At 38.8% G+C, this 16,166-nt stretch carries 16 protein-coding genes and 1 pseudogene; 7 read left to right on the top strand and 10 right to left on the bottom strand.

Going from position 1 to position 16,166, the window contains the following annotated elements; all coding sequences use genetic code 11:
• Window positions 1-19 precede the first annotated feature (19 nt).
• From ABN212_RS03355 to ABN212_RS03335, 5 genes are read left to right on the top strand one after another with little or no spacing between them, the layout of a single operon-like run.
• Window positions 20-766, top strand: coding sequence for a fimbrial biogenesis chaperone (locus tag ABN212_RS03355; protein WP_198620718.1), 747 nt, complete (start codon window positions 20-22; stop codon window positions 764-766).
• A 4-nt stretch (window positions 767-770) separates the two neighbouring features.
• The gene (locus tag ABN212_RS03350; protein WP_109372983.1) at window positions 771-1,256 is read left to right on the top strand and encodes a fimbrial protein; all 486 of its coding nucleotides are present in this window, start codon (window positions 771-773) and stop codon (window positions 1,254-1,256) included.
• A 16-nt stretch (window positions 1,257-1,272) separates the two neighbouring features.
• The gene (locus ABN212_RS03345; RefSeq protein WP_198630311.1) at window positions 1,273-1,764 is read left to right on the top strand and encodes a fimbrial protein; all 492 of its coding nucleotides are present in this window, start codon (window positions 1,273-1,275) and stop codon (window positions 1,762-1,764) included.
• Complete coding sequence (locus ABN212_RS03340; protein ID WP_349442872.1) at window positions 1,764-2,300, top strand: fimbrial protein; 537 nt, start codon at window positions 1,764-1,766, stop codon at window positions 2,298-2,300. Before ABN212_RS03345 ends, ABN212_RS03340 begins: the two co-directional genes overlap by 1 nt.
• Before the next feature lie 6 nt (window positions 2,301-2,306).
• A complete protein-coding gene (locus ABN212_RS03335; protein WP_198620722.1) occupies window positions 2,307-3,158 on the top strand; it encodes an MrpH family fimbial adhesin in 852 nt (283 codons plus the stop codon).
• Window positions 3,159-3,264: 106 nt separating this feature from the next.
• Here ABN212_RS03335 and dhaM read toward each other — a convergent pair whose 3' ends face one another.
• From dhaM to ABN212_RS03315, 4 genes are all read right to left on the bottom strand, one after another.
• Window positions 3,265-4,713, bottom strand: a complete 1,449-nt coding sequence (gene dhaM / locus ABN212_RS03330) for a dihydroxyacetone kinase phosphoryl donor subunit DhaM (RefSeq protein WP_349442870.1) — start codon at window positions 4,711-4,713, stop codon at window positions 3,265-3,267.
• Between the two features lie 41 nt (window positions 4,714-4,754).
• On the bottom strand, window positions 4,755-5,387 hold the full coding sequence (gene dhaL, locus ABN212_RS03325; RefSeq protein WP_198620724.1) for a dihydroxyacetone kinase subunit DhaL: 633 nt from the start codon (window positions 5,385-5,387) through the stop codon (window positions 4,755-4,757).
• 29 nt (window positions 5,388-5,416) lie between these two features.
• Window positions 5,417-6,481 carry a dihydroxyacetone kinase subunit DhaK gene (gene dhaK, locus ABN212_RS03320; RefSeq protein ID WP_349442868.1) on the bottom strand — a complete coding sequence of 355 codons (1,065 nt, stop codon included), beginning with the start codon at window positions 6,479-6,481 and terminating at the stop codon, window positions 5,417-5,419.
• Window positions 6,482-6,753: 272 nt separating this feature from the next.
• The gene (locus ABN212_RS03315; RefSeq protein WP_109372990.1) at window positions 6,754-7,014 is read right to left on the bottom strand and encodes an ogr/Delta-like zinc finger family protein; all 261 of its coding nucleotides are present in this window, start codon (window positions 7,012-7,014) and stop codon (window positions 6,754-6,756) included.
• A 504-nt stretch (window positions 7,015-7,518) separates the two neighbouring features.
• On the opposite strand from ABN212_RS03315, the gene ABN212_RS03310 reads away from it, so the two are divergent.
• The gene (locus ABN212_RS03310) at window positions 7,519-7,854 is read left to right on the top strand and encodes a hypothetical protein (protein WP_198626222.1); all 336 of its coding nucleotides are present in this window, start codon (window positions 7,519-7,521) and stop codon (window positions 7,852-7,854) included.
• Between the two features lie 63 nt (window positions 7,855-7,917).
• Here the strand turns inward: ABN212_RS03310 and ABN212_RS03305 are convergent, their stop codons facing one another.
• Together ABN212_RS03305 and ABN212_RS03300 are read right to left on the bottom strand one after the other, a co-directional pair.
• Complete coding sequence (locus ABN212_RS03305) at window positions 7,918-8,862, bottom strand: sugar kinase (protein WP_349442867.1); 945 nt, start codon at window positions 8,860-8,862, stop codon at window positions 7,918-7,920.
• Window positions 8,862-9,881, bottom strand: a complete 1,020-nt coding sequence (locus ABN212_RS03300) for an SPFH domain-containing protein (RefSeq protein ID WP_198620728.1) — start codon at window positions 9,879-9,881, stop codon at window positions 8,862-8,864. The genes ABN212_RS03305 and ABN212_RS03300 overlap by 1 nt, the downstream gene beginning before the upstream one ends.
• 153 nt (window positions 9,882-10,034) lie before the next feature.
• Here ABN212_RS03300 and ABN212_RS03295 point away from each other — a divergent pair, with 153 nt between their 5' ends.
• On the top strand, window positions 10,035-10,748 hold the full coding sequence (locus ABN212_RS03295) for an NUDIX hydrolase (RefSeq protein ID WP_198632372.1): 714 nt from the start codon (window positions 10,035-10,037) through the stop codon (window positions 10,746-10,748).
• Here ABN212_RS03295 and aes read toward each other — a convergent pair.
• The 4 genes and pseudogenes from aes to ABN212_RS03275 form a co-directional block, all read right to left on the bottom strand.
• Window positions 10,745-11,714: pseudogene (aes, locus tag ABN212_RS03290) on the bottom strand (acetyl esterase). The gene ABN212_RS03295 and the pseudogene aes sit on opposite strands and share 4 nt — an antisense overlap.
• A 320-nt stretch (window positions 11,715-12,034) precedes the next feature.
• Entirely contained in the window at window positions 12,035-13,534 is a 1,500-nt protein-coding gene (locus tag ABN212_RS03285) for a helix-hairpin-helix domain-containing protein (RefSeq protein ID WP_349442866.1), read from the bottom strand.
• Between the two features lie 27 nt (window positions 13,535-13,561).
• The gene (locus ABN212_RS03280) at window positions 13,562-15,058 is read right to left on the bottom strand and encodes a PP2C family serine/threonine-protein phosphatase (RefSeq protein WP_349442865.1); all 1,497 of its coding nucleotides are present in this window, start codon (window positions 15,056-15,058) and stop codon (window positions 13,562-13,564) included.
• Complete coding sequence (locus tag ABN212_RS03275; protein WP_198620733.1) at window positions 15,058-16,098, bottom strand: TerY-C metal binding domain-containing protein; 1,041 nt, start codon at window positions 16,096-16,098, stop codon at window positions 15,058-15,060. Before ABN212_RS03275 ends, ABN212_RS03280 begins: the two co-directional genes overlap by 1 nt.
• Window positions 16,099-16,166 lie beyond the last annotated feature (68 nt).

The raw sequence follows: 16,166 nt of genomic DNA, 5'->3' as shown, positions 1-16,166 counted from the left end.
TAAGTCAACGGTGAATGAAATGAAATATATCAATACAAAAACATTGGGCGCTATCGTTACACTTTGCCTTTTTTCTCAATCCGCTTATTCTGCTATCGCATTAGATAGAACTCGTGTTTTATATAATGAAGGTGAGCGCTCAGTCAGTATGGTTTTAGAAAATGAAAATGAATCTAAACCTTATTTAGCACAGTCTTGGCTTGAGAATAGTAAAGATGAAAAAATCAATTCTCCTTTTGTGGTAACACCGCCAGTTCAGCGTATCGAAGCCGGTAGCAAAAGCCAAATTAAAATACAGGCATTACCAGCAACAAATATGTTGCCCACAGACAGAGAAAGTATTTATTACCTTAATGTTCGTGAAATTCCACCTCGTAGTGATTCTCCTAATGTTTTACAGATTGCATTGCAGACAAAAATTAAAGTGTTTTATCGACCAAAAAGCATTGTTGCACCAAGCCGTTTAGAGGCTAATCCAATGGAAAAAGACATTGTGATTGAAAAACAAAGTGACCATTACAATGTGAAAAATCCGTCGCCTTATTACTTAACCATTACCAAAGTCAGAAAGAACAATACGGAAGTAAAAGACTTTGAAGCGGTGATGATTGAACCTTTTGGTCAACGATCACTGGGAACAAAAGTGGGTGATTTAGGTACGACACCTACCCTTGAATATCTCAATGATTTTGGTGGGCTGGTTGACTTAACATTCCAATGTCGTGGAGATATTTGTTCAGCAAATATCAAAGATAAGAAGGCGTAATATTATGCTTATATTCCGAGGTGTAATACTTTTTCTTTGTATGAGTTTTCTCGCTCCTTCTGTATGGGCTGTTTCTGGCTTTTTAAGAGTGACTGTGAGTGGGAGTGTGGAGTCACGCCCTTGCAAGATTAACGATGGTAAACCTATTGAAGTGAACTTTAATGATGTGATGACCACAAGAATAGAAAACGAAAATTATAAACAAAAAATGGATTACACCTTGGATTGTAAAACAACAGGTGACCCAAGTATGTCACTGAAATTTACCGGTGACGGCGCTGGGTTTGATACGCGTTATTTAAAAACAAGCGTGACAGATTTAGGGGTGTTATTTAAAACCGCTGACACCAATGTTTATATGACAGAGCCGTTTAAGTTTAACTATCAAACTCGACCTGAGCTTTATGCTGTACTCGTGAAAAAAAGTGGCGCCGCGCTACCAACTGGCTCCTTTACGGCGACTGCAACTATGCAGGTTTATTACAACTAACGGAGGAATAAACAGTATGCGTTATTATCCATTCCTCACGATGTTATTTTTATTTTCAATATCATCTTCACCTAGTCTAGCGAAAGATAATGAGACACAGGTGCTGATTAAAGGTAATTTATTAACGCCACCACCTTGCAAAGTGAATGACGGTAATATGATTGAGGTGAATTTTGGTCCTGTGGCGATAAAAACGATTAAAGGCTATGACCAAAAAAGAGAAATTAATTACCAAATTACCTGTGAAGAAAATTTAAATAACTGGAATATGTATTTATCGATTGATGGTAATAAAAGTAGCTTCGATCCTAATGGGCTGAGAACCAATATTAATGAGTTAACCGTAAAATTTATGATGGATGATTCCATTATTGATTTAAATAAAAAGTATTCGGTTAATTTAAATAACCCTGAAAAAATTTGGGCAGTATTGGTGAAAAAAGAAAATAGTGAACTGGTACCAGGTAATTTTACCGCGGGTGGCACCTTGTTTGTGGAGTACCAATAATGAATAAATCAATGTTATCTGGTTGTATTATTGGTGGTTGTTTATTGTTTTCATCTTCTATCTTTGCGGCTGAAAATCTTAATATCTTTGGTTCATTAATTATCGCACCTTGCAAAGTTCTACCTGAACACTCTCAGGTTGATGTGGTATTTGATGAAATTCGCTTAGATGATATTTATAAAAGTTATTTTGAATTCGAGAAAAAGGATTTCAAAATTACTTTATCAGAGTGCGATATCTCTATTGCCAAGCAAGTGAAAATCAAATTTGAAGGGGCAACTCATAATGAACTTGCCGGATTATTAGCATTAGACGATAACGCTAATAATCCTGATTTAGGAATACAAATTACGACTAAAGAAGGAGTCCCTATTAAATTAGGGGATTACACTAGCTTATATAATATTCCTAATAATGGCATTTTTGAGCTTAATTTTATTGCTTATTTGCAAGCGACAGCAAAAGCGATCGCAGATAAATCAATTAAGCCGGGGCATTTTTCTGCTACTGCCGTGTTTTCTTTGAAATATGAGTAAAAGATAATGAAAAAAATACAGCAAATTTTAAAGTTATTAATTGTACTATGCAGTTTTTCTCTATTTAGTGTACAAGCAGGTTATTTTACTTATATTACTAAATCAGGTCCTTCTCCAGAAATTAAAGGTAATATTCGTTATGACTATGTGTTGGAATATTGGACGGAAATGGGATTTACGCCAAACCCTTGTAAAAGTTTAGGTTTGAGTGGTCGGTGTTATATTCAATTAAACCACTTCCACTCAAAACCTGATAAAGGAGGAACGGGTACTGAGCATCGAGCGAGATGGCGGTGTGATGTAGATTTACAACATTTAAGCTCTATGGCTGAAATACGCGATGTGGCTGTTAATCAATGCGGGTTGACTTTCCCTTATGTGAATTATAGTACTCATGCTGGATCTGTTACTGTTGATGAATGTATTGCTTTTTTTATGACGAGTAGTGCAACGGGAGGAAGTGGAAGAATGGTACCTGGTGGCGTATGTGGTATTGCTCCACCGCCTGAAGGTAAATGTGCATTTGTTTCTAATAATCTTACTATTTCACATGGTGTACTTGATGTGACACAAGTTGATGGTAATGAGGCGGAAGAACAATTTGCGCTCACTTGTAATGAAACTATGCCAGTAAAAATTACCAGTTCGATGGAAGATCATTTTTTAAACTTAAAACCAGATGGTAGCATCCGTTCTTTTTTAACGTTAAATGGTTCACCTGCATCAATTGGTACACAAGTTAACGCAATAATGAATGAATACACCTATGTAAGAGTGAAGTCAAAACTTCAAACTAATGGCACTCCTTCATTAGGTAACTTTAGTGGTGCTACGACATTGGTATTATCAATACCTTAATAAAATTAGAAGAGTCAATAATGACCTAGATTTGATAGCGTTTTTCGTTGACTTACCCGCACATTATTGTGCGGGTTTTTTTTATGTGGTTAATTTGAAAAGCGGTTTATAACATTATCGGTTCGATAACTAATTCGCTCTTATTGGTATCTAATTTTAACTTTTGGGATTCAGTGACTTTTAATAGTGCGGAACCTAAATTGACTAACATCGGTAAGCGCATTTCAGCCGCGATAATGGCGCTGTGAGAGAGACTATCACCTTTTGCTAAAGCAATACCGACCAATTGACTATCAACTAATTGAATTAATGTGGAAGGGAAAAGCTCTTTTGCGACCAAAATAGCGGGTTGTGAAGGGGTAAAGCTTGGGCGAGTTTTATCTTGTAAATGGTAAAGCACTTGATTACGTAGATCACGAAGATCGAGTTCACGCGCGCGTAAATAGGGATCGGTAAGTGCGCAATACATCTGTGTTCTTTCTTGCATTTCATCCGACCAACTTTGCTGGGCATTGATCTTCTCTGTTTTGATGCGATCTATCACGCTTGTTATTAACTCATCATCATCTAACATCATGATATGACCGTTAAAAATAGCACCAATATGCTCACCTAATTTTTGGCTAGCTTTATTGGCACTCTGTTTTAGTGCTTTTAGCGTACTCTTTATTGCAAAATTAAGTTTGCCAATTTGAGCATCAATATCAATCGGTTCTGATAAGTTTTCGACGGGTGAGAGCTCTATTTCATGCCAAACAAAAGCAGGTGCTTTAATTTGAGATACAGGGGCTAAAATACCGTTTAATGTTATGGTATTAGAATCAGAAGGTAGCTCTTCACCAAAGCCATTTCGGGCAAGTTCAAGAAAAGCCGCAATCGCCTCATTTTCTTGTTCACCAGAGGCAATTAGCGTTATCTCATCGCCTTGACGAATTTGTATTAATGAAAGCTGATTTAAACTGAGAGGATTAATACGTCTATCCCCTTTAACTAATTGATAATCAGCTTGAAAAGTAGAAAGCACCTCAACTAAAGTTGCCGCCGGTCTTACGTGTAAACCATGAGGATTACGAACTACCCAACTTGCCTCTTTACCATGAATTTTGACAGGGGCATTAATATCATTTTTAGGTTGAACGAAATTTTCACCAAGTTGGATTTTCTTTGGATATAAAGAATTTGAAGCTTCTTCAATCACTTTTTCTAGTGATGCCCCTGAAGATGCCGCTACAACTGCTGCAAGTGTACCTTCAACTAAAGGTGCTGAGCAGAGAGTGACTTTCTCAGCTAGCTCGGGATCAAGTAACTCAATCGCAGTTTCTGCACTTAAGATTGCACTGCCTAAATCCATCATCACAACAATAGATTGTGCTTGTGAAAGCGATTCTATCGCCGTCATAATTTTAACGGCATCAGTACCAATCGCATGTTCTTCATCGTTGATACCTGCGGCAACCGCAAGTTGGCAATGAGTCGGATTAAGCATCTGACTGGCAAGTTCTGCCACACCATCAGCGAGATGTTTACTATGAGAAACAATAACAATATTTATCATGGTAGACCTTTATTGGTTGCTTGTATTGGTTGCTTGGTCAGTTATGCATTAATACTATTAGCAAGGGCTTGTATCATCAGTACCACAGAAGCACTGCCAGGATCTTTATGTCCGATACTGCGCTCACCTAAGTAACTTGCTCGCCCTTTTCGAGCTTGCATCGCAATGGTGTTTTCAGCGGCTTTTTCAGCGACAACTTGTGCTTGAGAGAGGGCTTCTTTGATAGAAAGGTTTTGTTCATTAGCGTGTTTTAATGACTCAACCACAGGCCACCAAACATCACACATGGTTTTGTCATTTGGCTCTGCTTTTCCTCGGCTTACAATGCCTTCTACACCTTCTGTTACCATTTCAACAAGTTGATTTAGTTCTAGGTTTTGCAATGAAGCTGTAGGTTTGGCTGCACGAATAAAGAAGGTACCAAATAAAGGACCACTTGCACCGCCAATATTTGAAAGCAATGTCATGCCCGTAGTTTTGAGGATAGTGCCAATATCTTGTCCTGCAAACTCAGGTAGTTTTTCCTGCACTTTTCTAAAGCCACGGTTCATATTTAAACCGTGGTCAGCATCACCAATTTCACGATCTAAATCCGTTAAATAATCACTATTTTGTTCAAACAGTAGTGCACATTGTTGTAACCAAAGAATAATTTGAGCGTGAGTTAAAGCCATTTTGTGTTCCTTTTCTTGTTATTAAAGACTTATTTCACCATCGCAGGTGTATTCACAGGGGCATCCCATAAGGTAAGTAACTCGTTATCAACTTTTAATAACGTAATTGAGATCCCTGACATATCGAGCGAAGTACAATAAGAACCAATTAAAGAACGTTCGATGGTTAAGCCAAATTTTTCACAGCATTGAGTTAAACGGTTATAAACACCATAAAGTTCAGATTGTGGTGTGGCACCAAGGTTATTAACTAAAACAATGACGCGATCGCCAGATTTTAAAGGCTGTTTTTCCTGATTTTCCTCGATCCAAGTGCCGCTTTCACGATCCCAATTGCGGATCACTCGTTGATAGTGACCATTCTCAATCAAGGTATTAAACATGGCATCAACAGTATCATTGAGAGAGGTAAATTTACGACGGTCAATGCCTGGTTCGCCGTGAATACCGACACCAAACTCCATTTCATTTTCAGGTAAAGTAAAAGAAGGTTTTCCTGCGGCTGGAACGGTACAAGCTTCCAAGGCAATGCCGATAGAAAAACCATTGTTATTCATGTGATGACCTAATTTAACCAGTTCATCAAGAGAGTCGCCTCTTTCAGCTGCCGCACCCAGTAGTTTTTCTATTAAAACGGTATTGGCAACACCACGGCGTCCTGCGGTATATAAGCTATCTTTTACTGCTACGTCATCATCAACTAATACCGTTGCAATTTTTACACCATCGTCATGAAGCAGTTCTGTCGCTGTTTCAAAGTTAAGCACATCACCGGTGTAGTTTTTCACGATCATTAAAACGCCTTCACCGCTATTAATCTCTTTGGCACAGTCATACATTTTATCAGGTGTTGGTGACGTAAATATTTCACCAGGACATGCACCATCAAGCATTCCTTTACCGACAAAACCTGCATGCATGGGTTCATGCCCGCTACCACCGCCAGACAATAGAGCAACTTTACCTTTTACTGGAGCATCTTTTCGCGTGACATAAAAAGAGGAGGGATGAAGTTTGATTTCAGGATGGGCTTTAGCAAAGCCTTGTAGTTGTTCAGATAACACATCATCAACTCGATTAATCAGCTTTTTCATCTTAAATGCTCCATTTGAAATTTGTGTTTAGTCTTCAAACCAGAAATGAGGTTTCTGGTTTAGGGGCTGACACATTATTTATTAAAGGATTGGTAAACACGGCATCAATAGGCGATGTTTGTTTTATTTAAAACATAAGAATTATTTTTATTTAGCTTAAAAATGAATCTACATCATTTATCTTTCTATAAGAATAGGTTAGTCAAATAACCTGTCAGAATGGGAGCAAGATCATAAAAATAAATGAAAAAAAGAGTGTCTGTTCGAGATGATTACATGCCTTGCAAAAGAGTAAGTGCTTTCTCTCGTTGCTCTGGAGAAAGATTTTTAATCACGTCTAATAACAACGTATCTTTGTTTTTTGCACTTGGCATAAGAGTGTGACTAAACGTGAGGTTTAAAACAAAGGTATGTCCGCATTCAGGATCACGACAAGCACAATAGAGATCAGATAACTCTTTGTGTTTACGATTACTTTTTTTTATAAGCGCTTTTTCGCCACATTCAGGACAATAAATAGTTAGGACACGCATGTTATTTTTCTCTTTATTATCAGTTCTATTATGCTTTCTATATTAGCTTAAATTTGTATTATAACCAGTCTTATTATTGTTTTTTGATGTAAATAATTGTTTTGAAGCGATTTAAAGGTGCTAAAAACAAATAAAATTGTTTTAAGTGGGTGGGTTAGTTCGGTTATTGTCGGATAAACACACATAACCGATGTTAACCGAACAAACTTACTAGCCTAAAATACAAAGTTTGTAGATAATGGCTTCACGTTAAATCATACGGAGATGAGCAACATATTGAATTTATTGTTTATTTTTTCTGTTGTTTTTCAGTGTGAGTAGAAGGCAATAGACAAGGATGTCTATTACAAGTTAACAAGGAAGTGAGTAAAAATACTTTTCAATAGTTGAGGGCTGGGTGTGAAAGGATTTCGCATAGCGTTCAAGTGAAAAGTGTTAAAAGCTGATCTTTATAATAAAAGTCGATGAAATAAGTTTTGTCTCGAATGACTAAGGAGTTAGGTCATGTTCAACACACAAGCGTTATATGCATGGATTGCACTCATGGCGTTTAGTTTGGGTTGGATTGCTCAAGGATGGCATCGAGACAATATGACGTTAGAACAACGGATGTTAATAACGGTAATCGAAGATCAGGTGAGCATGGATGCTTGCCCTGATCTTCAACTTTTTTCTTCTTTTTTTGGCGATAAATCACTAGAACACGCTTCTTCACTTCGGTTTTCTCCGTCATATCAAGAGATGGTGAAATTGAGTTTAAATAATCAGTGTGCCAATGCTGACTTTATTACTGTGTTTAATAATACACAATGTGAAGTTGGTGGCGATTTAATTAACTGATAATTAATAGATTTATTCTATTTTTGTCATGTCTTTATTGTTATTTATTCACCCTCATCAAGCCTAAATACGCTGACGCCCTTTAGGGCTAATAAGTTGGCCTTGTATGTCCGCGATACCAATATGTGCTATACAGCCTGCATTAAACTGTAAATAGTCATCTTCGATACCATCAGAAAAAATAACCCCATTTTCAGGCATTAAAGATTCTAATTGTAAAGGTGAATCAGGCTCAATTGTTCCAAAGGTTAGAGCTACGCCTGTTGTTCGACTTGGAAAAGGTTCTCTCACACTAAATTGCAGCTTTTTGTCACCCCAGCTAAATCCTTGTAACAGGGGATGTGATGCTTCTCCTGTGATTGCCATCGCGCCAGCGAGAATAGATTGAAACCAACCTGTCGAGCCAAGTCCCGTAGACACAATAATTCCTGATGAAGATTGTGCTTCTTGAGCACCACTCCATTGTAAAATATAGCGTGCAGACGTGTGGCTTTTGGGGCCAATAAATAGATCATTAACGGCTAACAGTGATTGGCCATCATTGGTTGTCGCTTGTGCAAAGGTCACGGATTTAAACGGCATTTTCTGATTAATGGTATTAATCACCGTCTCTTTTAATTCACCTATTTCAAAAGGAAGTAATTTGCCATCCCATCTTGAAGGATCGGGATTGATGGCAATAATAGGCTGTCCATTAAGGTATTTCAGTGTATTGGCGACCAGCCCATCTTGACCAATCACCACCACAATATCGTGGGGTGAGAATTGATAGCTAGGCAATAAGTTTCTTTCTAATAGCTGAAAACGTCCCAATGATTTTAAAACCAGCTCTGCTTGTGTTAGTTGTTTTTGATATAAGTTGTGTTCGTTGAGGTAATCCGTTACCTCAACATTGTTGTGTTCTAAATAGAATTTGGCTTGTGACCACGTATTAAAACGCTCAATTAATTCCTGTAAGCGGCTTTTTCTCATCACCAGAACAAAGCGAAAATCTTCGTTACGTTGCATTATTTACTCCCTTTTTTCATAAATTGGCTAAATAAATCAGGAGTGATATTTAACTCACCAATTTTCCCTGAATTCAGCGCTAAGGTTTCAAATGCCATTGCCATTAATTGCTGAGAGTCCATTTTTGCTAGTGCCATGGCTTTTAGGTTTTCAACTGGCAGTTCACGATAAGCACGCATGGTCGCTTCAATAGCATAAGCATCAGCTTCTGATTGTGTTCGCTGATTTTCAGCACTTAACGCGACCAGTTCTTTACGTTTTGCTTCAGCATTTACTTTGGCTTCAAGGCGCTCTTTTTCAATCTCCGCTTGTTCCCGTAATAATGTGCGTTCGTTTTCTAAACGTGCTTCTTCAATTTCTTGTCGTTTACGTTGAACAGATAAGTCGGTTTCCAATTCAGCCTCTTTAATGGTGCGTTCTTGTTCTACCGAGAATTTACGACGAGCATAAATGGCATCGTCGGCTTCTTTCAGTAAGGATTCTCTTGCTTCGGCTTCGAGTGCTTTTAAGGTTTCTGGTGATGGAGTGATTGCTGCAATAGAGACATCTAAAATCGCAATACCTAATGCATCTAATGATGGGTGTTCAATTAATTGTTCCATCACCAAAGTAACTAATGATTGGCTAAGTAATAACGCTTCTCTAAGTGGTGTACTTTGGATCTTTGCTTGGATTAAGGTTTGTGCAATACGCACAACGCGATCACTGAGTTTTAGTGGATCTTCTGATGCATAAGATTTGCCGTTTTTGCTCAAGTTAAAATTGAGCACTTCTGCGGCTTTTTCAGGTGTTTTGACCTGAAATGAAATTTGTCCTTGAATGCGTAAGCCCTGAAAGTCCGAGGTTTGAAAGTTGAAAATAAATGGCGCTTCTTGGGCGTTTAAAGGTAGTGCGGCAATAGAGGTTGTGGCTGAGTTATACCAAAAACTCAATCCTTTACCTTGCTGGCGAATTTTGCCGTTTACCGATTTAATAATGAAAGTTGATGAGTCTGCTTTGAAATAATTTAAGTTAAACATAGGATATCTCCAATTAGTGTCCTTATGACAATAACTGGATTGTGTCCTATCGACACTATGCTTGTCAACTGATTTAGTGTCTTTATGACAAAATTTGATTTTTTGCTGTTTAGGCTTAAAATAGTTTCATCGTTTTCTAATAAAGCTTACGCCATGAATGAACAAGATTTTTTAGCCAGTTATAACCGCCGTGATTTCCTATCCCCACTGATTACTGTTGATGCGGTACTGTTTACTTATCATGAAGAGCAGTTAAAAGTATTGTTAGTGAAAAGAGGAGAGCATCCTGAAAAAGGAAAATGGGGTTTACCTGGTGGATTTGTCGATGAAGTACAGGACAAATGCCTTGACGATACTGTGCTAAGAAAATTAAAAGAGAAAACGGGTGTGATCCCTCCTTATATTGAGCAACTTTGTTCCGTGGGAAATAACCAGCGTGATGTAAGAGGTTGGTCTGTGACGGTCTGTTATACCGCGTTGATTGCACATCAAGTGTGTGAAGCACATATTGATTCCGTGGATTCGGTAATGTGGTGTCCTATTGATGAGATTGCACAACAACGCTTAGCTTTTGATCACCATGAATTAATTACACAAGCAAGAGAGCGATTAAAGCAAAAATCACTCTATTCGATTGTGCCTGGATTTGCATTGCCAGAAGTTTTTACCTTGCCAGAGTTGCAACATGTTCATGAAATTCTGATTGGTAAAGAGATCCAGAAAAAATCCTTTAGACGACGCATCGAACAAGCTGATTTATTGATTGATACAGGAGAAAAGCGGGCAGAGAGAGGACGCCCTGCAAGTCTGTATCGACTTAAAGAGGCGTCTGCGGATTATCGTTTTATTCGAAATCTTGAGTTTTAATTCTTAAGTTGTTTTACAAAGTAATGAGCGCCATCTCGAATGGCGTCATCAGCCACTTTCATCATGCGTGAGTAGTGTAAAAAGGCATGTAATGTGCCTGGATACATTTTATATTCACAAGGTGATTGATGTGCTTCAAGGGTTTTAAAGAGAGTCACGCTATCATCAATAAGTGGGTCGTATTGTGCGCTGGCGATAAAGCAAGGGGGAATATCTTGCGTTAAATCGTTATTAAATAAGCAATAATAAGGTGCATCACGATTGCCTAACGCGGTTAAATAGGCATTATCATATTCTTCTAGATCTTGCTGGCGCAACCCATCCCATTCACCACCATAAAGCCGACGGCTAGTGGAATCACGTAAACCGTATAATCCATACCATAATAAAGCTGCACTTACCTTGCCACAGTGGATTTGTTTGTCGCGTAACCACAGTACAGTAGCAAGCGATAACATGGCTCCCGCAGAATCGCCTGGCAAAACCAATGTGTTGAGTGTTAATACCGTAGTGTTCAGCATGTTGATTATAAAACTGGCAGACTTGCGCTGATTCATCAATCGCTTGTGGATAATGTGCTTCTGGTGATAGTGAGTAATCAATACCAATCACTGCACAACCTGTATAAGACGCGAGTAAACGCATAATGCGATCGTGGGTATCTAAATTCCCTAAAATAAAGCCCCCGCCATGAAGATAATAGAGTGTTGCGGGTGTTTTTTCTGTGGGTTGATAAAGGCGTGTTAGAACCTCGCCATAAGACGTGCTAACGGAAATATCTTGAATGCTAAACATTTCGGGTGCATCTGCATTCCAATAACGTCTGTCTTGATTGTAAGCAAGGCGCATAGAAGGGTAGTCATTACTTTCTGGCGCAGGTTGCGGATTATCTGCATAAAATTGCATAACTTGTTGCATTTCTGGCGAAATAAGTTCTAGTACATTGATTTTATTTTTAGTTTTCATTAGCCCCTCCAATTATCACTGCTCGGTATTGTAAATACTGGGGCTTAATAAACTGGGATCTTGATATCCAATATTGAACGTTAGCGCTAAATAGCAAGGGTGAGACGTGAATATGTGATCTGACTTTGATTTAAATAGGACGGCTGAAATATGATTAATTACACAGTTTTTCTTAACTAAATGAAGGTTTAGAAATAAAAATGATTATTGGATTAAATTAGTGTCTGTAGAATAAGACATCTAAAAAAATAAGTTGAGAATTAAATCAATAAACAGAGAATAACCCTTTATTAATTAAGTGGATTATTCTCTCTTTATCGTTAATTTGAGACTAATTGCACCACAACCAGTCGTCCGCCTTCTTCTGTTGATAATACAAATTGCAACCCATCTGTTAGCGCAATTTTATCGCCAATGGCTATCTGTTTTTTCTCTGGCAATACCATCAATCCCTCAATACGTTCATTCACCAGCCACCATGTTGAATTGTGAAAAACGAAATAACCGACACGTTTTTTCTGTTCATCAGTAGTGCGTTCATTGGGCGCAATAAGGCGATTAACATGCCAAGGAAAGAGTGATTGATTACTCCATACCATTAAGCGGTGATCGTCAGGTCTGAAACTGCCTGCCTTACGTGAAGAGTAGAGATTTAAAATCGGCAATTGACCTTTATAAGGCGTATGGCAATAAGGACAAACGGGCTGTGTTTTTCCAGAAAAAACATACCATTGCTGTTCACAATCTTTATTTTGACAAGGCTGAACTAAATCTACCGTTTTGACTAAAGCCGTCTCCCATTCATCTGCGGTAGGGCGTTGTGAAGGATCGTGTAATCCCGTGATAAACGCTCTTTCAAAAAGAGGCGTAAGGTAAGGCCCCATAATGGTATAAGGGATTTTTTGGGGATCAGCCCAAGGTAGCGATGACGGTTTTACCTGATTAAGTTTTACCGCATTGCTACGATCAGTTGGGTGCTCAATAAATAACGCTTTTTCACCCATAGAGAGCGTTTCATCACGCATTTCATCGTCAAGATCGTGAATTTTACCGCCCCGTAATGGGTGACGATAAAATAGATACATATAGATTAATACTGCAAGTGCGTGTCTATCTGTCGTGATGCTTGGCAAAATACGGTTAGGATCTTCTTTCGGTAAATGGCTGGTTTTTACTACTTCAGGCGCGATAAAGTCAGGGGTTCCCACCACATCAGGCGGATATTTACCGGGAACCACTAAACCGTCAATATCAATCACACAGGCATGACCTTGCTCAGGATCGATAAGGACGTTTTTATAGCTTAAATCACTGTGGCATAAGCCTGCTGCATGCATTCGTCGTACTGCACGAGAGAGCAATAAACAGACTTTAAGGTAATTTAATAGATTACCTTTTTCACGAGGATCGAGAAATTTATTTTGGTTATTGGCACTTGCAAACCATTTACCTTCTTTTTCTCGACCTTTTATCGCAAGAAAGTCATTGTTTTTAGAACCATATTTAAAGAAAAAGTGGGATTGATAAGTTGGAACAACAATACCAATTTTACCTTGATGTTCGACAACATCCGTTGGCCAGCAAAAGAGGTTTTTCCAATATTCTCCACCACTTTGTTCAAAGATATTATGTCGATAAGAGCCTGTTATCATATCGATTCTATCTTTGGCTTGTGCATTCTGTTGTGTTTTATAGAAGGCAACAACGTAGGTTCGGTCAGGGGAAAAATAGACATCTTTCATTGAGCCAGAGCCAATGATCTCATTGACGTACTGAACTGTTTTTCCACTTTGCGTTGTACAGGTAATGATCTCTGCCATGAAACTCACCCATTCTCTCTTTTATGATTACCAAGCCACAACCAGAGTGCGGTCATCGTGATTGCCTGCTGAAAAGAAATTCAGCCATTCAGCCAATGCGCTATCTGCATGTTCAGGAGAGGCTAAACAAGGCGATATTTCATCAATGAATGCAGCCCATTTATTGGGATCTTGTAAGCCATTATCCGTTTCAAATACGGGATCGGACACTCCGTCTGTCATTAAAATAAGATGTGAAATTTCTTTCCACTTACCAATAATAATGCGTCGATTAAATTCAGCATCGTTGAGCGCACTATCATCAAGAAAACGGGTTTGTCCTGCATATTCACCACTATCAGGAATACCTAAAATACGCACTTTTCCAGCAGTACCATAAGCGGCAATCGCACCATCTCCCATCCAAAATGAGGCAGCAAATAACTCATCATTGATACGCAAAGAAACCGTGGCTAATAACGTTGTTGAAAATGATTTTACGGGTTCATTAATATGAATCGCTTCATTTTTGAGGTTATTAATTGCTAATTGGGCGGCATTACGAAAGAGTTGTGCAAAGAAGCTTCCTACTTGATTAATGGCGCTGTTGTCATTCCATTGATGGATGGTTTCAAGATGAGGTTTAATTGCTTCATTTTCCAAACTTAATTGTGATTTTAAATAGTGGCTGACCGTATTGATAGCAATGCGTGAGCCTTCGCGAGAATAGCGAGCACTGCCTGCACCATCAGCAACAATTAAAATATTCCATTGGCTTTGGTTATCGTGGTGAATATAAAAATCATCATCACGGAATGTGCCTGCATGTTCATGAGAACGCCCACGACGGCTTGCTCCTACAATTCGAATGTCTTCTTCAAGAATAAGTTGGCTATCGATGTGGGCTTTGGGATAAGGGCTATCAGCGGGAGGTTCATTGATTTGCCATAAGCTACGCGGATCAGGATTGATGATTAATAAGACTTCATCTTGATAACGAATAGCATTAACAGACCAATGGACAACCAATATGAAATTGCCACTTTTTGTTGGCATTCCTACTAAGCAACAACTTTCATGATCAAAGGTTATTCCAACTCCTTCAGGGACATCAACCGCTTCAATTTCGGCAATTTCGAGGGTATTTAGCTCGATACTGAGCGTAGAATTGAATGCAGTGCCTACTTTTGCATTAGAAAGGGTAATTTTTGCCGTAGGGCGATGAATAATCGGTTTTTCTGTTGGCATTGGTGATGAGTGTGTTGGAATTTGACCTGGCTTTAATGGACACTCTTCTGGTAATGATGTTTCTTCAGCAGCTAAATTGCGAGCTGGTGGCAATAACAGAAGAATAGGGGGGATTTTGTCTTGTGGTGTTATTTTTTCTGCCGCTTTAGCATTGATTTTATCAATAATAAAATCAATGTATTGAGCGATTTCCTCATCTTCATACAACGCAATAACAAGTTCTTCATGCACTGGAATGCGATGTTGTGTCAGCGTGTCATCAATAATCAGTTTTGTGAGTAGGGCTTTTTTATCCATTAGCCTTTACCTCGTGTGACATCAAAGTCAGATTGGCTGCTGTTATCACCAAAGGTGATGTTGTTATCACACCAAGGGCAAACAACGCTTTCAGGGCCATTCACACAAAGTAATTTACCACATTGGCAAACGGCAAAAGCAGTAGCATTGCCGCAATAAGGGCAGCCAGGTGTACCATGAAGTTCGCTGGTGTTAACTTGATATGCCGTGGCGCTGAGATCACTCCATGCAAAGTAATCTTCATTTAAAGTGTAGCAACCCGTTAAGTTAAAACCATTAAGATTGAGGTTAAAATCGAGCCCTGAAGCTTTCATTGGTGGTCGTTCATATTTCATTAAATAAGGTGAACGTGTGTGGCTACAACGCCCGACAAAAGTGACACAAGACTCATCATAGGCACGAGCAACATCATCTTTCGCAAGACGAACAATATACTCTGTTTGATTTAAAAGTGGTGGCGGCTCTTCGCCAACACTTCGGCTATGAGAAACCACTGACATCGTTATCCATTTAATGAAACGAGTAAAATCGCCTTCTTGTGCTTCGGTAAATAACAGCACGTTTTCAGTTAATTGCGACAGCACATGTAAGTCTGCACTTAAGCCTAATCCAATCGCAATTAAGTTAACTTTGTTGGCGTAGTGAGCTTTCCAGCGCTTGATCTCTTGCGCGTAATCATCAGTAGGTCTGCCGTCAGTTAAAAGATAAACGACAGGTTTCCAATCGCCTTTTTGCTCAAGTGTGGTTTTTCTTACTTGCGTGTCGATTTGGTGAGAAAGTTCTCGTAATGCGCTGCCTAATGACGTGCCTCCGCCTAAAGGAAGTTGAGGAGGATAAAAAGAGACGACTTCAGTGAGTGGAACAATCGTTTTTGCAACACCAGCAAAGGCGATAACAGAAATACAAGCCGTTTCAAGGGCGTGCGGATCTCTTCTCAGATCGTTAATAATAGTTGTTAGACCGTCATTCATCTTTTTTAGGTTTTCACCGATCATTGATTCTGAACAATCTAAAACAAAGAAAATGGGTAGCCTTCTCATTGTTATACCTTATCTCTTTATCGTGGCTGTTATGTATTGTGATGGATAAACCAAAGTCTGAATAAAAT

It is taken from the genome of Proteus genomosp. 6, from assembly GCF_040139785.1.
Taxonomy (GTDB): Bacteria; Pseudomonadota; Gammaproteobacteria; order Enterobacterales; family Enterobacteriaceae; genus Proteus.
The sequence above is the reverse complement of the archived record's forward strand: the minus strand, read 5'-3'. Positions and strand labels throughout refer to the sequence as shown.

Coding starts and splice junctions, on each gene's coding strand:
- ABN212_RS03355 (WP_198620718.1), top strand. CDS start 20: ATGAAATATATCAATACAAAAACATTGGGCGCTATCGTTACACTTTGC.
- ABN212_RS03350 (WP_109372983.1), top strand. CDS start 771: ATGCTTATATTCCGAGGTGTAATACTTTTTCTTTGTATGAGTTTTCTC.
- ABN212_RS03345 (WP_198630311.1), top strand. CDS start 1,273: ATGCGTTATTATCCATTCCTCACGATGTTATTTTTATTTTCAATATCA.
- ABN212_RS03340 (WP_349442872.1), top strand. CDS start 1,764: ATGAATAAATCAATGTTATCTGGTTGTATTATTGGTGGTTGTTTATTG.
- ABN212_RS03335 (WP_198620722.1), top strand. CDS start 2,307: ATGAAAAAAATACAGCAAATTTTAAAGTTATTAATTGTACTATGCAGT.
- dhaM (WP_349442870.1), bottom strand. CDS start 4,713: ATGATAAATATTGTTATTGTTTCTCATAGTAAACATCTCGCTGATGGT.
- dhaL (WP_198620724.1), bottom strand. CDS start 5,387: ATGGCTTTAACTCACGCTCAAATTATTCTTTGGTTACAACAATGTGCA.
- dhaK (WP_349442868.1), bottom strand. CDS start 6,481: ATGAAAAAGCTGATTAATCGAGTTGATGATGTGTTATCTGAACAACTA.
- ABN212_RS03315 (WP_109372990.1), bottom strand. CDS start 7,014: ATGCGTGTCCTAACTATTTATTGTCCTGAATGTGGCGAAAAAGCGCTT.
- ABN212_RS03310 (WP_198626222.1), top strand. CDS start 7,519: ATGTTCAACACACAAGCGTTATATGCATGGATTGCACTCATGGCGTTT.
- ABN212_RS03305 (WP_349442867.1), bottom strand. CDS start 8,862: ATGCAACGTAACGAAGATTTTCGCTTTGTTCTGGTGATGAGAAAAAGC.
- ABN212_RS03300 (WP_198620728.1), bottom strand. CDS start 9,881: ATGTTTAACTTAAATTATTTCAAAGCAGACTCATCAACTTTCATTATT.
- ABN212_RS03295 (WP_198632372.1), top strand. CDS start 10,035: ATGAATGAACAAGATTTTTTAGCCAGTTATAACCGCCGTGATTTCCTA.
- ABN212_RS03285 (WP_349442866.1), bottom strand. CDS start 13,534: ATGGCAGAGATCATTACCTGTACAACGCAAAGTGGAAAAACAGTTCAG.
- ABN212_RS03280 (WP_349442865.1), bottom strand. CDS start 15,058: ATGGATAAAAAAGCCCTACTCACAAAACTGATTATTGATGACACGCTG.
- ABN212_RS03275 (WP_198620733.1), bottom strand. CDS start 16,098: ATGAGAAGGCTACCCATTTTCTTTGTTTTAGATTGTTCAGAATCAATG.